A 16,026-nucleotide genomic window follows, 5' to 3' on the forward strand; every position below is an offset into this window, starting at 1 on the left:
CTCAGCCCGGCGGATAGACGCCGAGGAAGCGCTGCAGGAAGTCCGTCAGCAGCATGGTCGGAATGAGCAGCACCAGCGTCAGCGTGCCGATGAAGAGCGGATGCGTACCGCAGATCATTCTGAGCATGCGCGCCAGCGAAAAGATGATCGCCATCATCAGTGCCAGCCACAGCAGCGCCGCCAACCCGCTGGACCCGGGAACGAAGGCGATCAAGGCGATGAGCAGCGCATTGAGGTAGGATGTCGGCACGCCAAGCCAGTTCACGACGACAACGATCGGCGTGAACTTGTCGCCGAAGCGAAAAATCAGCAGCAACACGCCAGCAAGCACGAGCGGGATCAACCAGTTCGCAAATTCGACCAAGGCCAGGCGCAGAAAAAAAGCAAGGCCCGTCGATGTCTCCGGCGGCATGGCAGTTAAATAGGCCTTCTGCCACCACAGCCATGAAATGCCGATCGACGGCAAGCACCAGAGGATTGCCCAGAAGGAGCGCATCATGCCGCGGTCCGATATGTCCAGATACTGGAAGCCGCGTGCATCCATCCGGATCAGCAGCCACAGGCCGGACAGGTAGTATTGGACTTCCTTAAAGCTCGGCATTCTCGAACCAGCGCTGGATGAAGGTCTGGTAGATCCCGGTCAGCGTTTCGAGATCCGAGAGCGCCACACGCTCGTCGATCATATGCATGGTCTGGCCGACAAGCCCGAATTCCACGACGGGGCAGTAGTCCTTGATGAAGCGGGCATCGGACGTGCCGCCGGTGGTCGACAGCGCCGGCCTTTGACCGGTGATGTTTTCGATGGCAGAGGAGAGCGAGGCGATTAGCGCATTGTTTCGCGTCAGGAAGACTTGGCTCGGGCGCTCCGACCAGACGATGTCGTATTTCGCCGGCGGACGCCCGGGCCGCAACGTCTGGTCGGCGGCGGCCGCATCCAGGCGCGCCAGGATTTCCGCCTTCAGCGTATCGGCGGTCCAGGTGTCGTTGAAACGGATGTTGAAGGCAGCAGTCGCCTTGGCGGGAATGACATTGGTTGCGGTATTGCCGACGTCGATCGTAGTCACTTCGAGGTTCGACGGCTGGAAATTGTCCGTGCCGGCATCGAAGGGTGGATCGAGCAGCGCTTCCGTCAGCTTGATGATGCTGCGCACCGGGTTATCGGCAAGGTGCGGATAGGCGGCGTGGCCTTGAACCCCGTGGACGGTGATAGTGCCGGAAATCGAGCCGCGGCGACCGATCTTGATCATGTCGCCGAGCCGGTCAGGATTGGTCGGTTCGCCGACGAGCGAGGCATCCCATGTCTCGCCGCGCTCGGCCGCCCATTGCAGCAGCTTCACGGTGCCGTTGATCGCGGGTCCTTCTTCGTCGCCGGTAATCAGGAAGGAGATTGAGCCGGCGGGTCTGCCATGCTTCTCGATATGACGCGCAACCGCCGCCACGAAGCAGGCGATGCCGCCCTTCATGTCGACGGCGCCACGGCCGAAAAGCTCGCCATCGGCGATTTCGGCGGCAAAAGGCGGATGGCTCCACGAAGCGGCATCGCCGACCGGCACGACATCCGTATGGCCGGCAAACATCAGATGCGGTCCGTCCGTGCCGAGCCGCGCATAGAGATTTTCTATATCGGGCGTTCCCGCCTCGCTCGCCGTCATGCGATCGATCTTGAAGCCGAGTGGCTGCAGCATATCGGCAAGCGCGGTCAGCGCGCCGCCTTCGGCCGGGGTGACGGAGGCGCAGCGGATCAGAGTCTGCAGGTTCGTAATGGGATTGGTAACAGTCATCGGAGGCAACTTATCCGGCGGGAAATGGCAAAGCGATGGCAAAGGATCGGTAACGACTCGAAAATCTTTGCCGCGATTCCAGCAATCGCACAGGCATGCTCACCCGGCAAGCATGAGGGAAGCGCGATATGGCAACCGCGCTTCCCAAATTTTGCGAGATTAGTCGCGCAGCAGCTCGTTGATGCCGGTCTTCGAGCGGGTCTTTTCATCGACGCGCTTGACGATGACGGCGCAATAGAGGCTCGGGGCCGGCTGGCCGTTTGCCATGGCGTTGCCGCTCGGCAGAGAGCCGGCGACGACGACCGAATATGGCGGAACTTCGCCATAGGTGATCTCGCCGGTGGCGCGATCAACGATCTTGGTGGACTTGCCGATGAACACGCCCATGCCAAGCACGGAGCCTTCACGGATGATGCAGCCTTCGACGACTTCGGAGCGGGCGCCGATGAAGCAATTGTCTTCGATGATGGTCGGGCCGGCCTGCATCGGCTCCAGCACGCCGCCGATGCCGACGCCACCGGAAAGATGCACATGCTTGCCGATCTGAGCGCAGGAGCCGACCGTCGCCCAGGTGTCGACCATGGTGCCTTCGCCGACATAAGCGCCGAGATTGACGAAGGACGGCATCAGGATGGCGTTGGGGGCGATATAGGCGGAATGACGTACGACTGCGTTCGGCACGGCGCGGAAACCCGCTTCGCGGAAGCGGTTCTCACCCCAGCCTTCGAACTTCGAGGGAACCTTGTCCCACCAGGTGGCGCCGCCGGAGCCACCTTCGACGATCTTCATGTCGTTGAGGCGGAAGGAGAGCAGAACCGCTTTCTTGAGCCACTGGTTGACGGTCCAGTTGCCATCGGCACCACGTTCGGCCACGCGAACCTTGCCGCTATCGAGGAGATTGAGCGCCGTTTCGACGGCATCGCGGACTTCGCCGCGCGTCGACGTGTTCACATTGTCGCGATTGTCGAAGGCAGCCTCGATGGACTTTTCGAGGGAGGCGAGATCGGTAGCGCTCATGGGAATTCCTTACAACGTCAGGGCCTATCGTGTTTTCCGGATAAAGCTCCGGATGCGGTCGATTGGTCCTATAGCATGCATGCCGAAAATGGAATGTCTTTTCCGCGCCGATTGAGCTTGGATTCAAGGCGTTGTAGGGGCATATGCAAGAGCTTGGCTATTTCCGTTCGCGGACGGAAACTGCCCGTCATGATCGATTTGAAAGGCATGAGCAGATGAGCAAGGCGAAGAACGGCAGGCTGAGGCGCAAGGACGGGGTTTGGGACCCGTTGAAGACGAGCTCGGCGGACAAGCAGCGGGCCGAGTCGGTGCCGCGCACGCCGCAGTCGATGTCGCCCTCCTACCGGCTTGCCTATGCCGATGAGGATTTCCTCTGCCGCGAGGAATTGCGGCCCATCCGCCTGCAGCTGGAATTGCTGAAGACCGAAATGTCGCTGACCGAGCGCGGCATCAAGTCGACTGTCGTGATGTTCGGCGGCGCACGCATTCCCGCCCCCGGCACCAACGCCTGGGCTGCCCGCAATGACGTGCAGCGCGCCAATCTCGAAGCCGCATCGGTCTATTACGAGGAGGCGCGCAAGTTCGCCCGACTCTGCTCCCGTTATTCCGCCGGCTTCGATTACCACGAATATGTCGTCGTCACCGGCGGCGGTCCAGGCGTCATGGAAGCAGGCAATCGCGGCGCGGCAGAAGAAGGCGCGCCCTCGATTGGCCTCAACATCGTGTTGCCGCACGAGCAGGCGCCGAACGCCTATGTGACGCCGGAACTCAGCTTCAACTTCCATTATTTCGCGATCCGCAAGATGCACTTCATGGTGCGAGCTAAGGCGATCGCGGTGTTCCCGGGCGGTTTCGGCACGCTCGACGAACTGTTCGAATGCCTGACGCTCATCCAGACCGGCCGTATGGAGCGCCTGCCGCTCATTCTCTTTGGTGAAAAGTTCTGGCGCAGCATCATCAATTTCGATGCGCTGGCGGAGTTCGGCACCATCGCGCCGGACGATGTGAACCTTATCAGCTTCGTCGATACCGCCGACGAGGCCTGGAAGATCGTCGCCGATTTCTACGAGCACGACAACGGCCACCACGACAACGGGCACTGATAACGAAAAGCCCGCCGTCGCTTGGGCGAGGGCGGGCCTTTGTTCATGGGTTTGTTGCCGGAGCGATCGGCTTAGAGCAGCGGGCGGCCCGGCATGTCGTCAAGGTTGACGACGCCATCATGATTGCGATCCAGCCGGTCGAAGAGCTTGTTCATGGCGTCTTCGGCCTCCTTCTTGCTGATCTGGCCGCTTTGATCGGTATCGGCAAAGCGGAAGACCATAGCTTCGTGCATGAAGCGGCCATGCGGTCTGTGATGGCGATGGGCTTCGCCACCCTTGTCGTTGTCATTGTCGTTTTGAGCCTGATCGCTCTTGGACTGGTCGGCCGGAGCCTGATTGCTCTGCGCCTGATTGTCTTGGGTCTGATTACCCGGGGACTGATCGCCGCCCGAAGCCTGGCCATTTTGAGCCTGATTATCATCGGCTTTGGCATGCTCGGCTCGCCACTGCTTCATCTGCTCCTGGCGGTAGGCGCGATATTCGCCGGGGGTGATCTCACCGTCGTGGTTGACGTCGATCTGGTCGAAGATCTTGTCGACGCCAGCCTTGACCTCATCCTTGGTGAGCTTCGTGTCACCGGGATTGCCGAATTCCTTCAGCATGCGCACGTAAAGGACTTCGGGCGAAATATGAGGTCTGTGCCAGCGGCCGTGATGATGCCTGCCCCCACGGTCGCCATCATGCGAAGCGGCGAGCGCCACCTGTGCAGCACCGCCGAGAAGCAGGGTTGCGGAAAGTCCGGCCAGAAGAAGTTTTTTCCCGTTCATCGTTTTTCCTTTCGTGTCGAGGAATGATCAAACGATACGGTTGGCGGTCGAAAACGACCAATTAAACCTCTGTAAGGCGCATGAAACTTTGGTAACCACGTCCTAATGAACAGTTAAACCAGCGCTTTCAGGAAGGTCGTGAGGTCGTCGGTCACGTAGTCGATGTGGTCGTCTTCGCCGGTGGTCCGTTCCCACCATTCGACGACCGTCGTCTCGAGATTTTGCGGTACAAGAAGTACCGTCTTCATGCCGAGCGCTTTGGGTACCGTGAGATTGCGCGGCAGGTCCTCGAACATGACCGCCTTCTTCGTATCCACCCGATGAAGGCTCATGAACTTGTCATAGGTGCTGCCGGCGGGTTTCGGCACGTAGTCGGCCGCGACGATATCGAAAATATCGTCGAAGCCATCGAGGATGCCGAGTGCGCCGGCCGTTGCCTGGGCGTGTTTGACGCTGCCATTGGTGAAGATGAACTTGCGCCCCGGCAATGCTTTGATGGCGGCGGCGAGCTCCGGCTGCGGCGTCAGCGCCGAATAGTCGATCGCGTGCGCTTTCTCCAGGAAGTCGTTGGGGTCGATGCCGTGATGGATCATCAAACCCTGCAGGGTCGTGCCGTGATCGAGATAATATTGCTTTTGCAGCTTGCGGGCCTCTTCGCGCTCCATGTGCAGAAGGGCGGAGACGTAAGCCGTCATGTTCTTATCGATCTGCGCGAAGAGATCGACATGATGAGGATAGAGCGTGTTGTCGAGATCGAATACCCAATCACGGATGTGGGAGAAATCGGCTGGCTCGGATAGCGTTTTTGTCTGGCTCATGCCTGTCTTATGGCACGCCCGCTCCGGACGGGGGAAGGGAAATATTCATGCTGCCGCATCTCAGCCATTTTGGGGAGATTGCCGTGCGATCTAATGCCGGCTATGATTTTACCATTGATTTCCGGGGTTTTACTCTATTTGCCATGTGAGGGAGAGCTTACGCTCTTTTGGGTCGCGGAGGAGAAATCACCCGGCCGGGCTTTTCGGAGGGGATGCGATGAGTCAGGTGGAAAAGGCGCTGGAATTCGCGCGGCTGCACAAGAAGGGTGAGCCGCTGATCCTTTTCAATATTTGGGATGCGGGCTCTGCCAAGGCTGTCACTGAAGCCGGCGCTAAGGCGCTGGCAACGGGGAGTTGGTCGGTCGCCGCTGCCAATGGTTTCGGGGACGGCCAGGCAATCCCGCTATCGCTGCTGGCGGTGACCGCCAGGCTGATTTCGGTGACGAGCCCGTTGCCTCTGTCGGTCGATTTCGAGGGCGGTTATGCCGTCGAGCCTGAGGAAGTCGCCGCCAATGTCGAAAAGATCATGGATCACGGCGCCATCGGCATCAATTTCGAAGATCAGGTGATCGGCGGCCAGGGCGTTCATCCTATCGAAACGCAGGCAGCACGCATCCGCGCCATCCGCGAGATGGCCGATCGCCGGGAAATGCCCTTGTTCATCAACGCCCGCACCGATCTTTTCCTGCAGGAAAGCGATACGGCGCATCATCAGCTCCTGCTGGACGATGCCTTTCAGCGCGCCGATGCTTTTGCCGAGGCCGGTGCCAGCGGTTTCTTCGCGCCGGGCCTGGTCGAACCGGATTTGATCGGCGCCCTCTGCGAACGCTCGCCTTTGCCTGTTAACATCATGGTGCGGCCGACCACGCCGGACAATGAGACCATGGCAAGGCTGGGTGTCAGCCGCATCAGCTATGGGCCGGCTCCCTATCGTTCGGTCATGGGAATGCTGAAAAGCGAGGCCGAAGCGATCTATCGGCCGTCCTGACGAGCCCCTCGGCGCTTCGCAATCTCGTTTGCGGAGCGCCTGAATTTTCTCAATGAGTGTGCCCTATCAGGGAACGATCAACGTGCCCGCACCGCGCTCGGTGAAGATCTCGAGCAGCACGGAATGGGCCGTCTTGCCGTTGAGGATAACGACGCCCTGAACACCGGCCTTGATGGCGTCGATGCAGGTTTCGACCTTCGGAATCATGCCGCCGGAAATCGTGCCGTCGGCAATCAGCGCATGGGCCTGGGCTACGGACAATTCCTTGATGAGCTGGCCCTGCTTGTCGAGGACGCCGGGAACATCCGTGAGGAAAAGCAGGCGCGTGGCACTGAGCGCACCTGCGATCGCGCCGGCAAAGGTATCGGCGTTGATGTTATAGGTCGCGCCGTCGCGGCCGGGGGCGACCGGGGCAATGACCGGAATCATCTCGGACTTGGCAAGCAGATCGAGCAGCGTGCGATCGACTTCGACCACTTCGCCGACGAAACCGAGATCGAGTACGCGTTCGATGTTGGAATCGGGGTCCTTGATGGTCTTGCGCGCCTTTTCGGCGAAGACCATGTTACCGTCCTTGCCGCAAAGGCCGATCGCCCATTCGCCAGTTTGGTTGATCAGCGCGACGATTTCCTTGTTGATCGAGCCGGCGAGCACCATTTCGACGATCTCGACCGTCTTCTGGTCGGTGACGCGCAGCCCGCCTTCGAACTTCGATTCGATTCCCATCTTTGTCAGCATGGCACCGATCTGAGGGCCGCCGCCATGGACGACGATCGGATTGACGCCGGACTGCTTCAGGAGCGCGATATCGGCCGCAAAGGCCTTGCCAAGTTCGACATTGCCCATGGCATGACCACCATATTTCACGACGATGGTCTTGTTTTCGTAACGCTGCATATAGGGCAGCGCCTGTGCGAGCAGGTTGGCTTGGAGTTCGCTTTGGGCTTCGGACATGGTGCACCCTTCGAAATTGATCGCGGCCTTTTATCTCAAGTTTTTGACAGAGGGAATAATGATCTCGGGATTAAAGCATGTCGCGCAAAGGTGTTCAGCGGTTTTGCGACAACGATATGCGAAAAATCAAAGACCTAAAGCGCGAAAAGTGCATCTGAAAGATCGCACTGCACTTTCGTTGACGCTTTGTCACATTAGCGTCGCCGAAATTGATGGTGCGGATGCGTTTGCCGAAGCGGAGTTTTCTTCTAAAGATGGTGCAGGCGTTGTACCCCGGGGATTTGGATGGCGAGCGAGGAGACGGAAGCGCTGATCGGCCGCATTGCCATGCGCGACCAGAAAGCCTTTGCCGTACTCTACAAGCGTACCAGCCCGAAACTTCTCGGTGTTTGCCTGCGCATCGTTGGCAACAAGGCGGATGCTGAAGAGGTTTTGCAGGAGGTCTATATCAAGGTCTGGCAGCGGGCCGAGCAATTTGCTGTTGCGGAAGGGCCGGCAATGGCCTGGCTGATGACGATCGCGCGCAATCGCGCCATCGATTTCGTCCGTGCCCGCAAGCCCGTAGCTGACGAAATAGACAGCGCTTACGATCTCGCCGACCTGGAACCCGGCCCCGAAGAGCAAGCAATCGTGAAGGGAGAGGGAAGGCGGATTGACAGGTGCATGGAAGAGTTGGAAGCTGATCGTGCGCGGGCTGTTCGCAGCGCCTATGTCGAGGGCTTGAGCTACCAGGAGCTCGCCGACCAACACGCTGTGCCATTGAATACTATGCGCACCTGGCTGCGCCGAAGCCTAATCAGACTGAGAGAGTGCATGGACCGATGAGTACGCCCGATCAAAGCAAGGGAGGCCGCTCCCGCGATGAAGTCCTGGCCGGAGAATATGTGCTTGGCGTGCTTTCCCTGGAAGACCGGCAGAAGGTCGAGCGCCGCATGCGCAGCGACCGGCAGTTCGCCGCAATCGTCAGCCGCTGGGAGCAGAATCTCTCGGAATTCAACGAGGAATATGAGGCGGTGACGCCTGCGGCCGCCGTATTTCCGAAGATCGAAAAGCGGATTTTCGGCGAAGCGGCGTTCGGCGCCCATCTCTGGAATTCGCTGATGCTGTGGCGCTCGGTCGCCTTCGGCTCGCTGTTCTTGGCGGCCGGCGTACTCGTCTTCGCCATCACGAATGAAGGCGGCTTGCGCACGAGCCCGGGCAAGCAGCTCACCGCATCCCTTTCCGGCCAGAACAGTCCCTTCAATCTCCTCGCCAATTACGACGTCGCCAATGGGCGCCTGAAAATTACGCCGGTCGCCGCCGGCAAACCCGAGGAGAAATCGCTGGAGCTCTGGCTGATTCGCGGCAGCGATCCCGCCGAGGCGCTGGGCATACTGCCACCGACCGGCGATGGGGAAATCGTCTTGTCGCCGGAACTTCACGCCAAATTGACTGAAGGCGCCATCATCGCCGTCAGTGTCGAGCCCTTTGGCGGCTCGCCGACCGGCAAACCAACGGGCGATGTGGTTGCTTCCGGCACGATCCATTTGCCCTGAGGAATTTCGCCTCCCGAAAAACGATCGCGGCTGAAACTCCCTGACAGCATGCTCCGTATCTTCTTCCGACCCCGCCTGATCGGGGCAACAGAGAGGAAGAGGTACGTTATGATCAAGACCGTGTTTCGCATTGCCGCCGCTGCCGCAATCCTGTCGGCCGCAAGCAGCCTAGCCTATGCCAAGGACCCGATGGTGGGCGGTGCTGCGATGTATGCCAGCAAGAACATCATCCAGAATGCCGTCAATTCCAAGGATCACACGACCCTGGTCGCGGCCGTCAAGGCGGCCGGCCTCGTCGATACCCTCGAAGGCAAAGGCCCATTCACCGTCTTTGCGCCGACCAATGAAGCCTTCAAGCAATTGCCAGCAGGCACGGTCGAAACCCTGCTGAAGCCCGAGAACAAGGAGAAGCTGGTCAAGGTGCTGACCTGCCACGTTGTCGCCGGTGATGACATGGCCGCCGCCATCAAGAAATGGGCAATGAGCAAGGGCGGCGAATACGATCTGAAGACGGTCGGCGGCTGCACGATCAAGGCCGTGGACAAGGGCGGCAAGCTGACGTTGACCGACGAAGCCGGCAGCATTGCCCATATCAGCATCGCCGACGTCAAGCAGTCGAACGGTGTGATTCATGTCGTCGACAAGGTGTTGTTGCCGAAGATGTAATCCTTAGCGGCAACACGGCCGCCGTCGCCTTATGCGGGGTTGGGGGCGGCGGCCTCACTTGACCGGTCGGTCTTCAGACCTGGATGCCGACCGTCAGGCCAATGGCCTCGCGCAATTCCTGAAGGCCAGCGCCCTTTTCCGATGAGGTGGCGAGGATGCCGGGATAAGCGGCGGGGCGCTTGCGGATTTTTTCAGCGGTATCGGCTAGCAGCTTCGGTATGCCTGCTTCCTTGATCTTGTCGGTCTTGGTCAGCACGATCTGATAGGAAACGGCAGCTTTGTCGAGAAGGTCCAGGACCTCCGCATCGTTCTTCTTGATACCGTGGCGGCTGTCGATCAGCACATAGACGCGCTTCAGCGTCGTGCGCCCGCGCAGATAGTCGAAGACGAGCTTCGTCCAGGCGTCGACCTGATCCTTCGGCGCTTCGGCATAGCCGTAGCCCGGCATATCGACCAGAGCCATCGGCGGCAGATCGCCGCCCTCGCCGGAAAAGCCGTCGGGAACGAAATAGTTGAGCTCCTGCGTGCGCCCCGGCGTATTCGAGGTACGCGCCAGGCCCTTATGCCCGACCAGGGCATTGATCAGCGACGACTTGCCGACATTGGAGCGGCCGGCAAAAGCAATTTCCGGCGGCCCTTCCGGCGGCAGAAATTTCATCGACGGCACGCCACGGATGAAAATCCACGGACGCCCGAAAAGCGGCTTGTCGTCTTTTGTCGTCTGATCTGCCATTTACTCAGTCTTTTGCTTGAATGAGTGGATTGGCTTCGAGGTTTTATCCGCGAAAGTCAAGTTTGGATCGGCATTTGGCTTCGTGCCGCCGAGCTTCGATGCCGCCTCAAAGAGTCGGTAATGGCTAACCGCAACACGTGACGGCATTTGCTGGGCCACAGCAAGCGGCCGCTTGAGCGACTAGCCACCGGTCACGTGGCTTGCAGCTAGCTGCGCGGGGAATGAGGTTGACATGCACCGCACCGTTACCGATAGCGGGAGTCGATGCGCAGTAGAGCTGCATCGGCTGCACCCCGTCGCTTACCTCAAAGGTCAGCCTTGCGGAACCGTCGAGCTGGACGTGCTCGGAAACTTTGCGGATGATAGCGGCGAATTTGCCCGCTGGCATATGCGTGCGGTTGCCTTCATCGATATCCCAAAGCTGCACGAAAATCTCCGCCCATGTTTCCGGATTGGCCCCGCAGTCCAGTGCCGAAAACTGCCCGGCTTTGACTTCTGTGACATGATAGCCTGGCCTCACCGGCCGTCCGTTATAGCGGAATACAAGGGGCAGATCGTGGGAAGCGGCCAAGGTCTCAAGCAGAAAGCCGATGCTGATATCCGAAGCTGGGGTCTTGTCGATCGCATTCATTTGAGGTACTCCATATTTCAACATTTCAAGGATTATTGAAATATGGATGAAGGTCAAGCCCTCGCTTCGTTCGGCGCTCTCTCTCAGGAGACCCGCCTGCAGATCGTCCGCATGCTCGTCGTTGCTGGTCCTGACGGCATGGCTGCGGGCGCGATTGCGGAGAAGCTCGGCGTATCGCCCTCGAATGTCTCATTCCATCTGAAGGAACTGGATCGGGCCGGCCTCATTGGCCAGCAACGGGAATCCCGCTCTATCGTCTACACCGCCAACTACCATGTGCTCGGAGGTCTCGTCCGCTTCCTGATGGAAGACTGCTGCGCGGGGCACCCGGAGGTCTGCGCGCCGGCGACGCAAGTCGCTGCCTGCTGCGCACCAGCTGCGAGAAACGTTCCATGAATATGCTGATCTCGGGCCTGAAACCATGACATCTTTTCCGCTTTCGCGCCGTCTTGTCTCTGAGGCCTTGGGCACGGGTCTTCTGGTCACGACGGTGGTCGGTTCGGGCATCATGGCGGACAGGCTGACGACCGATACGGCGCTTGCGCTGCTCACCAATACGCTGCCTACGGGTGCGATCCTCGTCGTGCTGATCACCGTCCTGGGGCCGATATCCGGCGCTCACTTCAACCCGGCCGTATCGCTGGTCTTTGCGATACGCCGCGAGCTGACCGCGATGTCGGCTTTGGGCTATGTCGTCGCCCAGATCCTTGGCGGGATTTTCGGAACGATCCTTGCGCATGCCATGTTCGAACTGCCGTTGCTGCAGGCCTCGACCACCATTCGCAGCGGCGGCGCGCAATGGCTGGCCGAGGTGACGGCCACCTTCGGCCTTGTCTTCTTCATCCTCGCCGGCCTGCGGTTTCGCGCCGACGCCGTGGCATGGCTGGTCGGCCTCTACATCACGGCTGCCTACTGGTTCACCGCTTCCACCTCTTTCGCCAATCCGGCTGTCGCAATCGCCCGCTCGCTGACGAACACCTTCGCCGGCATCCGTCCTGTCGATCTGCCGGGTTTCATCCTCGCGGAAATCCTCGGCGCATTGCTGGCGGTGTTGCTCGCGAGCTGGCTGCTGATGGAAGCCCGCAATCCTCAAACTCTCGCTGAAACGGAACTTGCCCATGATCATGGATGTCACGATCTACCACAATCCCGACTGCGGCACCTCGCGCAACACGCTGGCGATGATCCGTAATGCCGGCATCGAGCCCACCGTCATCGAATATCTGAGCAATCCGCCAAGTCGCGATGATCTCATCAAGATGATTGCCGATGCGGGTTTGACTGTCCGGCAGGCGATCCGCCAAAACGGCACGCCCTATGCCGAACTCGGCCTCGACAATCCGGACCTGACCGATGCCCAGTTGCTCGATGCCATGTTGAAGGATCCGATCCTGATCAACCGCCCGTTCGTCGTCACGCCCATGGGCACGCGTCTGGCCCGGCCTTCGGAAGTCGTCCTGGATATCCTGCCCGATACGCATAAAGGCCCGTTCGCCAAGGAAGATGGCGAACAGGTTCTCGATGCTGACGGCAAACGCCTTGTCTGAACGGGTGCCTCTTCTTGCAGTGCTTGCGCTCGGCATCACGCAGATCATCGGGTACGGCACTCTCTACTACAGCTTCAGCATCCTCGCGCCCGATATGGTCGCGCAGTTCGCGTGGTCGAGTGAACGGGTTTTCGGTGCGCTGTCGGTCGCGCTTCTGATCGGCGGCCTCACCGCACCGTGGCTCGGCGTGCTTTTCGACAGGCTCGGCGCCGCCCGGGTGATGACGATCGGCTCCCTCATGGCGGCTGTCGCCCTGGCCGCCTGTGCCTTTGCACCCAACAAGGCAGCCTATGTCGCTGCACTTGTTGCGATCGAAGCTTCCGCCAACCTGGTCCAGTATGGCGCGGCCTTTGCGCTGCTCGTGCAAATCCGACCGCAGGTTGCCTCCCGCAGTATTACCTATCTGACGCTGATCGGCGGATTCGCCTCGACAATCTTCTGGCCGATGACCACGGCACTTCACGCGCATCTCACATGGCAGAACGTCTATTTGGCTTTCGCCGTGCTCAACCTCAGTATCTGCCTGCCAATCCACGCCTGGTTGTCGCATCAGGGAGGCTCGCGCGAGGCGAAGGCATCGACCGTAGCTCGGCGCGTAGAGGGTGTGTTGCCACCTGCTCGCCGTCGCCTTGGCTTTGCAATCATGGTTACGGGTTTTTCGCTGATGTCGCTGGTCAGTTCGGCCGTTCTGGTGCATCTGGTGCCGCTGCTGTCCGGCCTTGGTCTTAGTGCGACCGCGGTTCTCGTAGGGACGCTCTTCGGCCCATCGCAGGTCGGCAGCCGCCTCACCAATATGGTGTTCGGCAAGAACCTGCCAGCACTCCATCTGGCCGTGATTGCTTCGACGCTGATTCCGGGCGGGCTGCTGGTGCTTCTGCTTTCGGCTCCCTCCGTGCCCGGCGCCATGGCCTTCGCGATAATCTTCGGCATGGGCAACGGCCTCCTCAGCATCGTCACCGGCACGCTGCCTCTGCATCTTTTCGGCAGTGATGACTACGGGAAGCTTCAGGGGAAGATGATGGCGGCGCGGCTGATCCTTTCAGCTCTTGCCCCGTTCGCTCTGGCCTTCGCGATGGAGAATATCGGCATTACGCCGTCACTCGCCGTCACGGCCGCTCTGGGCCTGCTTTCCATCGTTGCGCTATCTTCCATCGCAGCATTGCGATGACCATTATGGGCGGCGTATCGGTGCTGGAGGTCGCGTCGATCGCACCTCCGCCGGATAAAGAAAAAGCCCCACCGGAGCAGGGCTTTTGTCGTCATTTCGATGGTGCCGGTTTTCGTTTGAAGAGGCCCTTCAGATTGTCGAAGAGCTCCACCTTCACGCCATGGCGCTTCATGATGATCGACTGCTGGATGACCGAGAGCGTGTTGTTCCAGGCCCAGTAGATCACGAGTCCGGCCGGGAAGCTTGCCAGCATGAACATGAATACCAGCGGCATCCAGTTGAAGATCATTGCCTGCGTCGGGTCCGGCGGCGTCGGGTTCATGCGCATCTGCAGGAACATGGTGACGCCCATGATCAGCGGCCAAACGCCGAGATGCAGGAAGGTCGGAGCCGCGAACGGCAGCAGGCCGAACAGGTTGACGATCGAGGTCGGATCCGGCGCGGAAAGATCCTGGATCCAGCCGAAGAAGGGTGCATGGCGCATTTCGATGGTGATGTAGATCACCTTGTAGAGCGAGAAGAAGATCGGGATCTGCAAGAGCACCGGCCAGCAACCCGCGATCGGATTGATCTTCTCTTCCTTGTAGAGCTGCATGGTCGCCTGCTGCAGGGCCATGCGGTCGTCGCCGAACTTGGCCTTCAGCTCCTCCATCTTCGGCTGCACGCGCTTCATGTTCGCCATGGAGGCATATTGCCGGCTGGCGAGCGGGAAGAAGAGCGCCTTGACGACGATGGTGGTGCAGAGGATGGCAACGCCGAAATTGCCGAAGTAGCGGAAGAAGAAATCCATCAGCTTGAACATCGGCTTGGTGATGAAATAGAACCAGCCCCAGTCGATCAGGCGGTCGAAGCGCGGGATCGAATAGCTGGTCTCATAGCGGTCGATGACCGGAACTTCCTTGGCGCCGGCGAAGACGAGGTTCTTCAGGTCGATCGACTGACCGGGGGCAACCGTGATCGCATCCTGCTTGTAGTCTGCCTGGTAACGCGGCGTGCCATCCGCGAAGTGCGAGAAGCGGGCGTCGTAAGCGGTCGACTGCGGCGGCACGATGGTTGCAGCCCAATACTTGTCCGTCATGCCGAGCCAGCCGCCGGTCGCCTTGGCGGGCGTCGTGGCTTCCTTTTCGGTAGACGCGTACTTGGTCTCGATCAGGCCGTCATCGCCGATAACGCCGATGAAGCCTTCATGCAGGACGTAGGCGGAAGGCGTCTCGGGCTTGTTGTAGCGGGTGACGCGGCCATAGCTCGACAGTGCAATCGGCGCCTGGCTGGCGTTGGCGATCTTGTCGGTGATCGTGAACATATAGCGATCGTCGACGGAGATCGTGCGGCTGAAGGTGATGCCCTTGTCATTGGTGTAGGACAGTGTCACCGGCGTCTTGTCGGTCAGCTTGTCGCCGCTCGTGAGCTTCCACAGGGTCGAAGGGCCTGGGACTGCGCCGGTCGCATCGCTGCCAACATAGCCGAGTTCGGTGAAATAGCCGTCCTTGGTGTCGGCCGGGCTGAACAGGGTGATGATCGGGCTGCTCTTGTCGACCGTCTCGTGATAGGCCTTCAGACGGAGATCGTCGAGGCGAGCGCCTTCCAGGTTGATGGAGCCGGCAAGGGCCGGCGTATCGATGACAACGCGCGCGGATGCGGTCTTTTCGACGGACTGGTCACGGGTGAGGACCGCCGAGGTCGTCTGGCCATTCGCCGGCAGCGAACCGTTGACCGCAGTGCCCGCGGGAGCTGGCTGCGTCGTCTGGGCCTGCTGCGCCTGCTGGTGCTGCTTGGCGGCTTGCTCGGCCTGACGCTGCGCTTCAAGGCGCGGGTTCATGTAGAAAAACTGCCAGCCGAGAACAATCAGCACAGACAGTGCAATTGCAATGAAGTAATTGCGGTTGTTTTCCATCATACTTTCCTGGAGCGGTCCTTTTCCGACCGCCGGTGTTTCGGCCTGGTTTCGATGCGGCTTACGAGTTCGCTCGCCAGTTTTTCGAAAGGCGCGGTCAGCACCTCGCGTCGCGCGACAACCACATAGTCGTGTCCGGGCTGCATTGCAAATCCGGCGTGAAGCCGCACGGCTTCTTTCAGCCTGCGCCGCATGCGGTTGCGCTCCACCGCGTTGCCATGTTTTTTGGTGACGGTAAAACCGACGCGGGGTTCGGCGTCGGCGGTCTTGCGATCCAGCATTTCGATGAGAAAGAAGCTGCCTCTGCGCTTCTCGCCTTCGCGGACTGCAAGAAACTGCGGCCGGCTTTTCAGCCGCCCGACAGTCTTTTTGGGTCGTTCATTCGTCAATTTGCCCGCCATCCTGGATTATCGGGCACTTCGGC

The 16,026-nt window shown here is 60.0% G+C and carries 18 protein-coding genes and 1 pseudogene; 9 read left to right on the forward strand and 10 right to left on the reverse strand.

All coding sequences use genetic code 11. The features are described from left to right. Window position 1: 1 nt before the first annotated feature. From FBZ97_RS24040 to dapD, 3 genes are all read right to left on the reverse strand, one after another. Window positions 2–601, reverse strand: coding sequence for a hypothetical protein (locus tag FBZ97_RS24040; RefSeq protein WP_069611175.1), 600 nt, complete (start codon window positions 599–601; stop codon window positions 2–4). Further along, window positions 588–1,781 (reverse strand): succinyl-diaminopimelate desuccinylase, encoded by a 1,194-nt coding sequence (dapE, locus tag FBZ97_RS24045; RefSeq protein WP_145322297.1) that lies wholly within the window; start codon window positions 1,779–1,781, stop codon window positions 588–590. The genes FBZ97_RS24040 and dapE overlap by 14 nt, the downstream gene beginning before the upstream one ends. Before the next feature lie 159 nt (window positions 1,782–1,940). Next, on the reverse strand, window positions 1,941–2,798 hold the full coding sequence (gene dapD, locus FBZ97_RS24050; protein ID WP_113351300.1) for a 2,3,4,5-tetrahydropyridine-2,6-dicarboxylate N-succinyltransferase: 858 nt from the start codon (window positions 2,796–2,798) through the stop codon (window positions 1,941–1,943). Window positions 2,799–3,013: 215 nt separating this feature from the next. On the opposite strand from dapD, the gene FBZ97_RS24055 reads away from it, so the two are divergent. Beyond that, window positions 3,014–3,901: an LOG family protein gene (locus tag FBZ97_RS24055; RefSeq protein ID WP_145322300.1), complete on the forward strand. Its 888-nt coding sequence runs from the start codon at window positions 3,014–3,016 to the stop codon at window positions 3,899–3,901. A 71-nt stretch (window positions 3,902–3,972) separates the two neighbouring features. Here FBZ97_RS24055 and FBZ97_RS24060 read toward each other — a convergent pair whose 3' ends face one another. Beyond that, complete coding sequence (locus tag FBZ97_RS24060; protein ID WP_145322302.1) at window positions 3,973–4,668, reverse strand: calcium-binding protein; 696 nt, start codon at window positions 4,666–4,668, stop codon at window positions 3,973–3,975. Between the two features lie 113 nt (window positions 4,669–4,781). Then, the gene (locus tag FBZ97_RS24065) at window positions 4,782–5,486 is read right to left on the reverse strand and encodes a pyrimidine 5'-nucleotidase (protein WP_145322304.1); all 705 of its coding nucleotides are present in this window, start codon (window positions 5,484–5,486) and stop codon (window positions 4,782–4,784) included. A gap of 217 nt (window positions 5,487–5,703) precedes the next feature. Here FBZ97_RS24065 and FBZ97_RS24070 point away from each other — a divergent pair, with 217 nt between their 5' ends. Continuing rightward, window positions 5,704–6,474 (forward strand): isocitrate lyase/phosphoenolpyruvate mutase family protein, encoded by a 771-nt coding sequence (locus FBZ97_RS24070; protein ID WP_145322306.1) that lies wholly within the window; start codon window positions 5,704–5,706, stop codon window positions 6,472–6,474. Window positions 6,475–6,540: 66 nt separating this feature from the next. On the opposite strand, the gene argB is transcribed toward FBZ97_RS24070, so the two are convergent. Continuing rightward, a complete protein-coding gene (gene argB, locus FBZ97_RS24075) occupies window positions 6,541–7,428 on the reverse strand; it encodes an acetylglutamate kinase (protein WP_015338657.1) in 888 nt (295 codons plus the stop codon). Window positions 7,429–7,713: 285 nt separating this feature from the next. Between argB and FBZ97_RS24080 the strand changes: the two genes are divergently transcribed. The 3 genes from FBZ97_RS24080 (at window position 7,714) to FBZ97_RS24090 (ending at window position 9,629) form a co-directional block, all read left to right on the forward strand. Then, entirely contained in the window at window positions 7,714–8,253 is a 540-nt protein-coding gene (locus tag FBZ97_RS24080) for a sigma-70 family RNA polymerase sigma factor (RefSeq protein WP_145322308.1), read from the forward strand. Then, window positions 8,250–8,963 carry an anti-sigma factor gene (locus FBZ97_RS24085; RefSeq protein WP_092715039.1) on the forward strand — a complete coding sequence of 238 codons (714 nt, stop codon included), beginning with the start codon at window positions 8,250–8,252 and terminating at the stop codon, window positions 8,961–8,963. Before FBZ97_RS24080 ends, FBZ97_RS24085 begins: the two co-directional genes overlap by 4 nt. A gap of 108 nt (window positions 8,964–9,071) precedes the next feature. Next, window positions 9,072–9,629, forward strand: coding sequence for a fasciclin domain-containing protein (locus FBZ97_RS24090; protein WP_113330017.1), 558 nt, complete (start codon window positions 9,072–9,074; stop codon window positions 9,627–9,629). A gap of 73 nt (window positions 9,630–9,702) precedes the next feature. Here FBZ97_RS24090 and yihA read toward each other — a convergent pair whose 3' ends face one another. Both yihA and FBZ97_RS24100 read right to left on the reverse strand, forming a co-directional pair. After that, on the reverse strand, window positions 9,703–10,362 hold the full coding sequence (gene yihA / locus FBZ97_RS24095) for a ribosome biogenesis GTP-binding protein YihA/YsxC (protein ID WP_113231905.1): 660 nt from the start codon (window positions 10,360–10,362) through the stop codon (window positions 9,703–9,705). A gap of 124 nt (window positions 10,363–10,486) precedes the next feature. Next, a complete protein-coding gene (locus FBZ97_RS24100) occupies window positions 10,487–10,993 on the reverse strand; it encodes a DUF6428 family protein (RefSeq protein ID WP_145322759.1) in 507 nt (168 codons plus the stop codon). A 42-nt stretch (window positions 10,994–11,035) separates the two neighbouring features. On the opposite strand from FBZ97_RS24100, the gene FBZ97_RS24105 reads away from it, so the two are divergent. The 4 genes and pseudogenes from FBZ97_RS24105 to arsK all read left to right on the forward strand — a co-directional run bounded on the left by FBZ97_RS24105 (window position 11,036) and on the right by arsK (window position 13,708). Beyond that, window positions 11,036–11,389, forward strand: a complete 354-nt coding sequence (locus FBZ97_RS24105; RefSeq protein ID WP_145322310.1) for a metalloregulator ArsR/SmtB family transcription factor — start codon at window positions 11,036–11,038, stop codon at window positions 11,387–11,389. Window positions 11,390–11,414: 25 nt separating this feature from the next. Next, window positions 11,415–12,104: pseudogene (locus FBZ97_RS24110) on the forward strand (MIP/aquaporin family protein); the annotation flags it as partial. A 7-nt stretch (window positions 12,105–12,111) separates the two neighbouring features. Beyond that, on the forward strand, window positions 12,112–12,540 hold the full coding sequence (gene arsC / locus FBZ97_RS24115) for an arsenate reductase (glutaredoxin) (RefSeq protein WP_145322314.1): 429 nt from the start codon (window positions 12,112–12,114) through the stop codon (window positions 12,538–12,540). Then, window positions 12,497–13,708 (forward strand): arsenite efflux MFS transporter ArsK, encoded by a 1,212-nt coding sequence (gene arsK / locus FBZ97_RS24120; RefSeq protein WP_246661835.1) that lies wholly within the window; start codon window positions 12,497–12,499, stop codon window positions 13,706–13,708. Before arsC ends, arsK begins: the two co-directional genes overlap by 44 nt. Window positions 13,709–13,799: 91 nt before the next feature. On the opposite strand, the gene yidC is transcribed toward arsK, so the two are convergent. Continuing rightward, a complete protein-coding gene (yidC, locus tag FBZ97_RS24125; RefSeq protein ID WP_113330022.1) occupies window positions 13,800–15,602 on the reverse strand; it encodes a membrane protein insertase YidC in 1,803 nt (600 codons plus the stop codon). Next, entirely contained in the window at window positions 15,602–16,003 is a 402-nt protein-coding gene (rnpA, locus tag FBZ97_RS24130) for a ribonuclease P protein component (protein WP_015338668.1), read from the reverse strand. Before rnpA ends, yidC begins: the two co-directional genes overlap by 1 nt. Window positions 16,004–16,026: the final 23 nt, after the last annotated feature.

It is taken from the genome of Rhizobium sp. ERR 942 (assembly GCF_007828395.1).
GTDB lineage: Bacteria > Pseudomonadota > Alphaproteobacteria > Rhizobiales > Rhizobiaceae > Rhizobium > Rhizobium dioscoreae.

Bases quoted from the DNA above. Each gene is read 5' to 3' on its own strand.
- yidC (WP_113330022.1), bottom strand. From the start codon at position 15,602: ATGGAAAACAACCGCAATTACTTCATTGCAATTGCACTGTCTGTGCTG.
- FBZ97_RS24085 (WP_092715039.1), top strand. From the start codon at position 8,250: ATGAGTACGCCCGATCAAAGCAAGGGAGGCCGCTCCCGCGATGAAGTC.
- FBZ97_RS24105 (WP_145322310.1), top strand. From the start codon at position 11,036: ATGGATGAAGGTCAAGCCCTCGCTTCGTTCGGCGCTCTCTCTCAGGAG.
- arsC (WP_145322314.1), top strand. From the start codon at position 12,112: ATGATCATGGATGTCACGATCTACCACAATCCCGACTGCGGCACCTCG.
- dapD (WP_113351300.1), bottom strand. From the start codon at position 2,798: ATGAGCGCTACCGATCTCGCCTCCCTCGAAAAGTCCATCGAGGCTGCC.
- FBZ97_RS24080 (WP_145322308.1), top strand. From the start codon at position 7,714: ATGGCGAGCGAGGAGACGGAAGCGCTGATCGGCCGCATTGCCATGCGC.
- arsK (WP_246661835.1), top strand. From the start codon at position 12,497: ATGGCGAACAGGTTCTCGATGCTGACGGCAAACGCCTTGTCTGAACGG.
- argB (WP_015338657.1), bottom strand. From the start codon at position 7,428: ATGTCCGAAGCCCAAAGCGAACTCCAAGCCAACCTGCTCGCACAGGCG.
- FBZ97_RS24040 (WP_069611175.1), bottom strand. From the start codon at position 601: ATGCCGAGCTTTAAGGAAGTCCAATACTACCTGTCCGGCCTGTGGCTG.
- rnpA (WP_015338668.1), bottom strand. From the start codon at position 16,003: ATGGCGGGCAAATTGACGAATGAACGACCCAAAAAGACTGTCGGGCGG.
- FBZ97_RS24065 (WP_145322304.1), bottom strand. From the start codon at position 5,486: ATGAGCCAGACAAAAACGCTATCCGAGCCAGCCGATTTCTCCCACATC.
- FBZ97_RS24060 (WP_145322302.1), bottom strand. From the start codon at position 4,668: ATGAACGGGAAAAAACTTCTTCTGGCCGGACTTTCCGCAACCCTGCTT.
- yihA (WP_113231905.1), bottom strand. From the start codon at position 10,362: ATGGCAGATCAGACGACAAAAGACGACAAGCCGCTTTTCGGGCGTCCG.
- FBZ97_RS24090 (WP_113330017.1), top strand. From the start codon at position 9,072: ATGATCAAGACCGTGTTTCGCATTGCCGCCGCTGCCGCAATCCTGTCG.
- FBZ97_RS24055 (WP_145322300.1), top strand. From the start codon at position 3,014: ATGAGCAAGGCGAAGAACGGCAGGCTGAGGCGCAAGGACGGGGTTTGG.
- dapE (WP_145322297.1), bottom strand. From the start codon at position 1,781: ATGACTGTTACCAATCCCATTACGAACCTGCAGACTCTGATCCGCTGC.
- FBZ97_RS24070 (WP_145322306.1), top strand. From the start codon at position 5,704: ATGAGTCAGGTGGAAAAGGCGCTGGAATTCGCGCGGCTGCACAAGAAG.
- FBZ97_RS24100 (WP_145322759.1), bottom strand. From the start codon at position 10,993: ATGAATGCGATCGACAAGACCCCAGCTTCGGATATCAGCATCGGCTTT.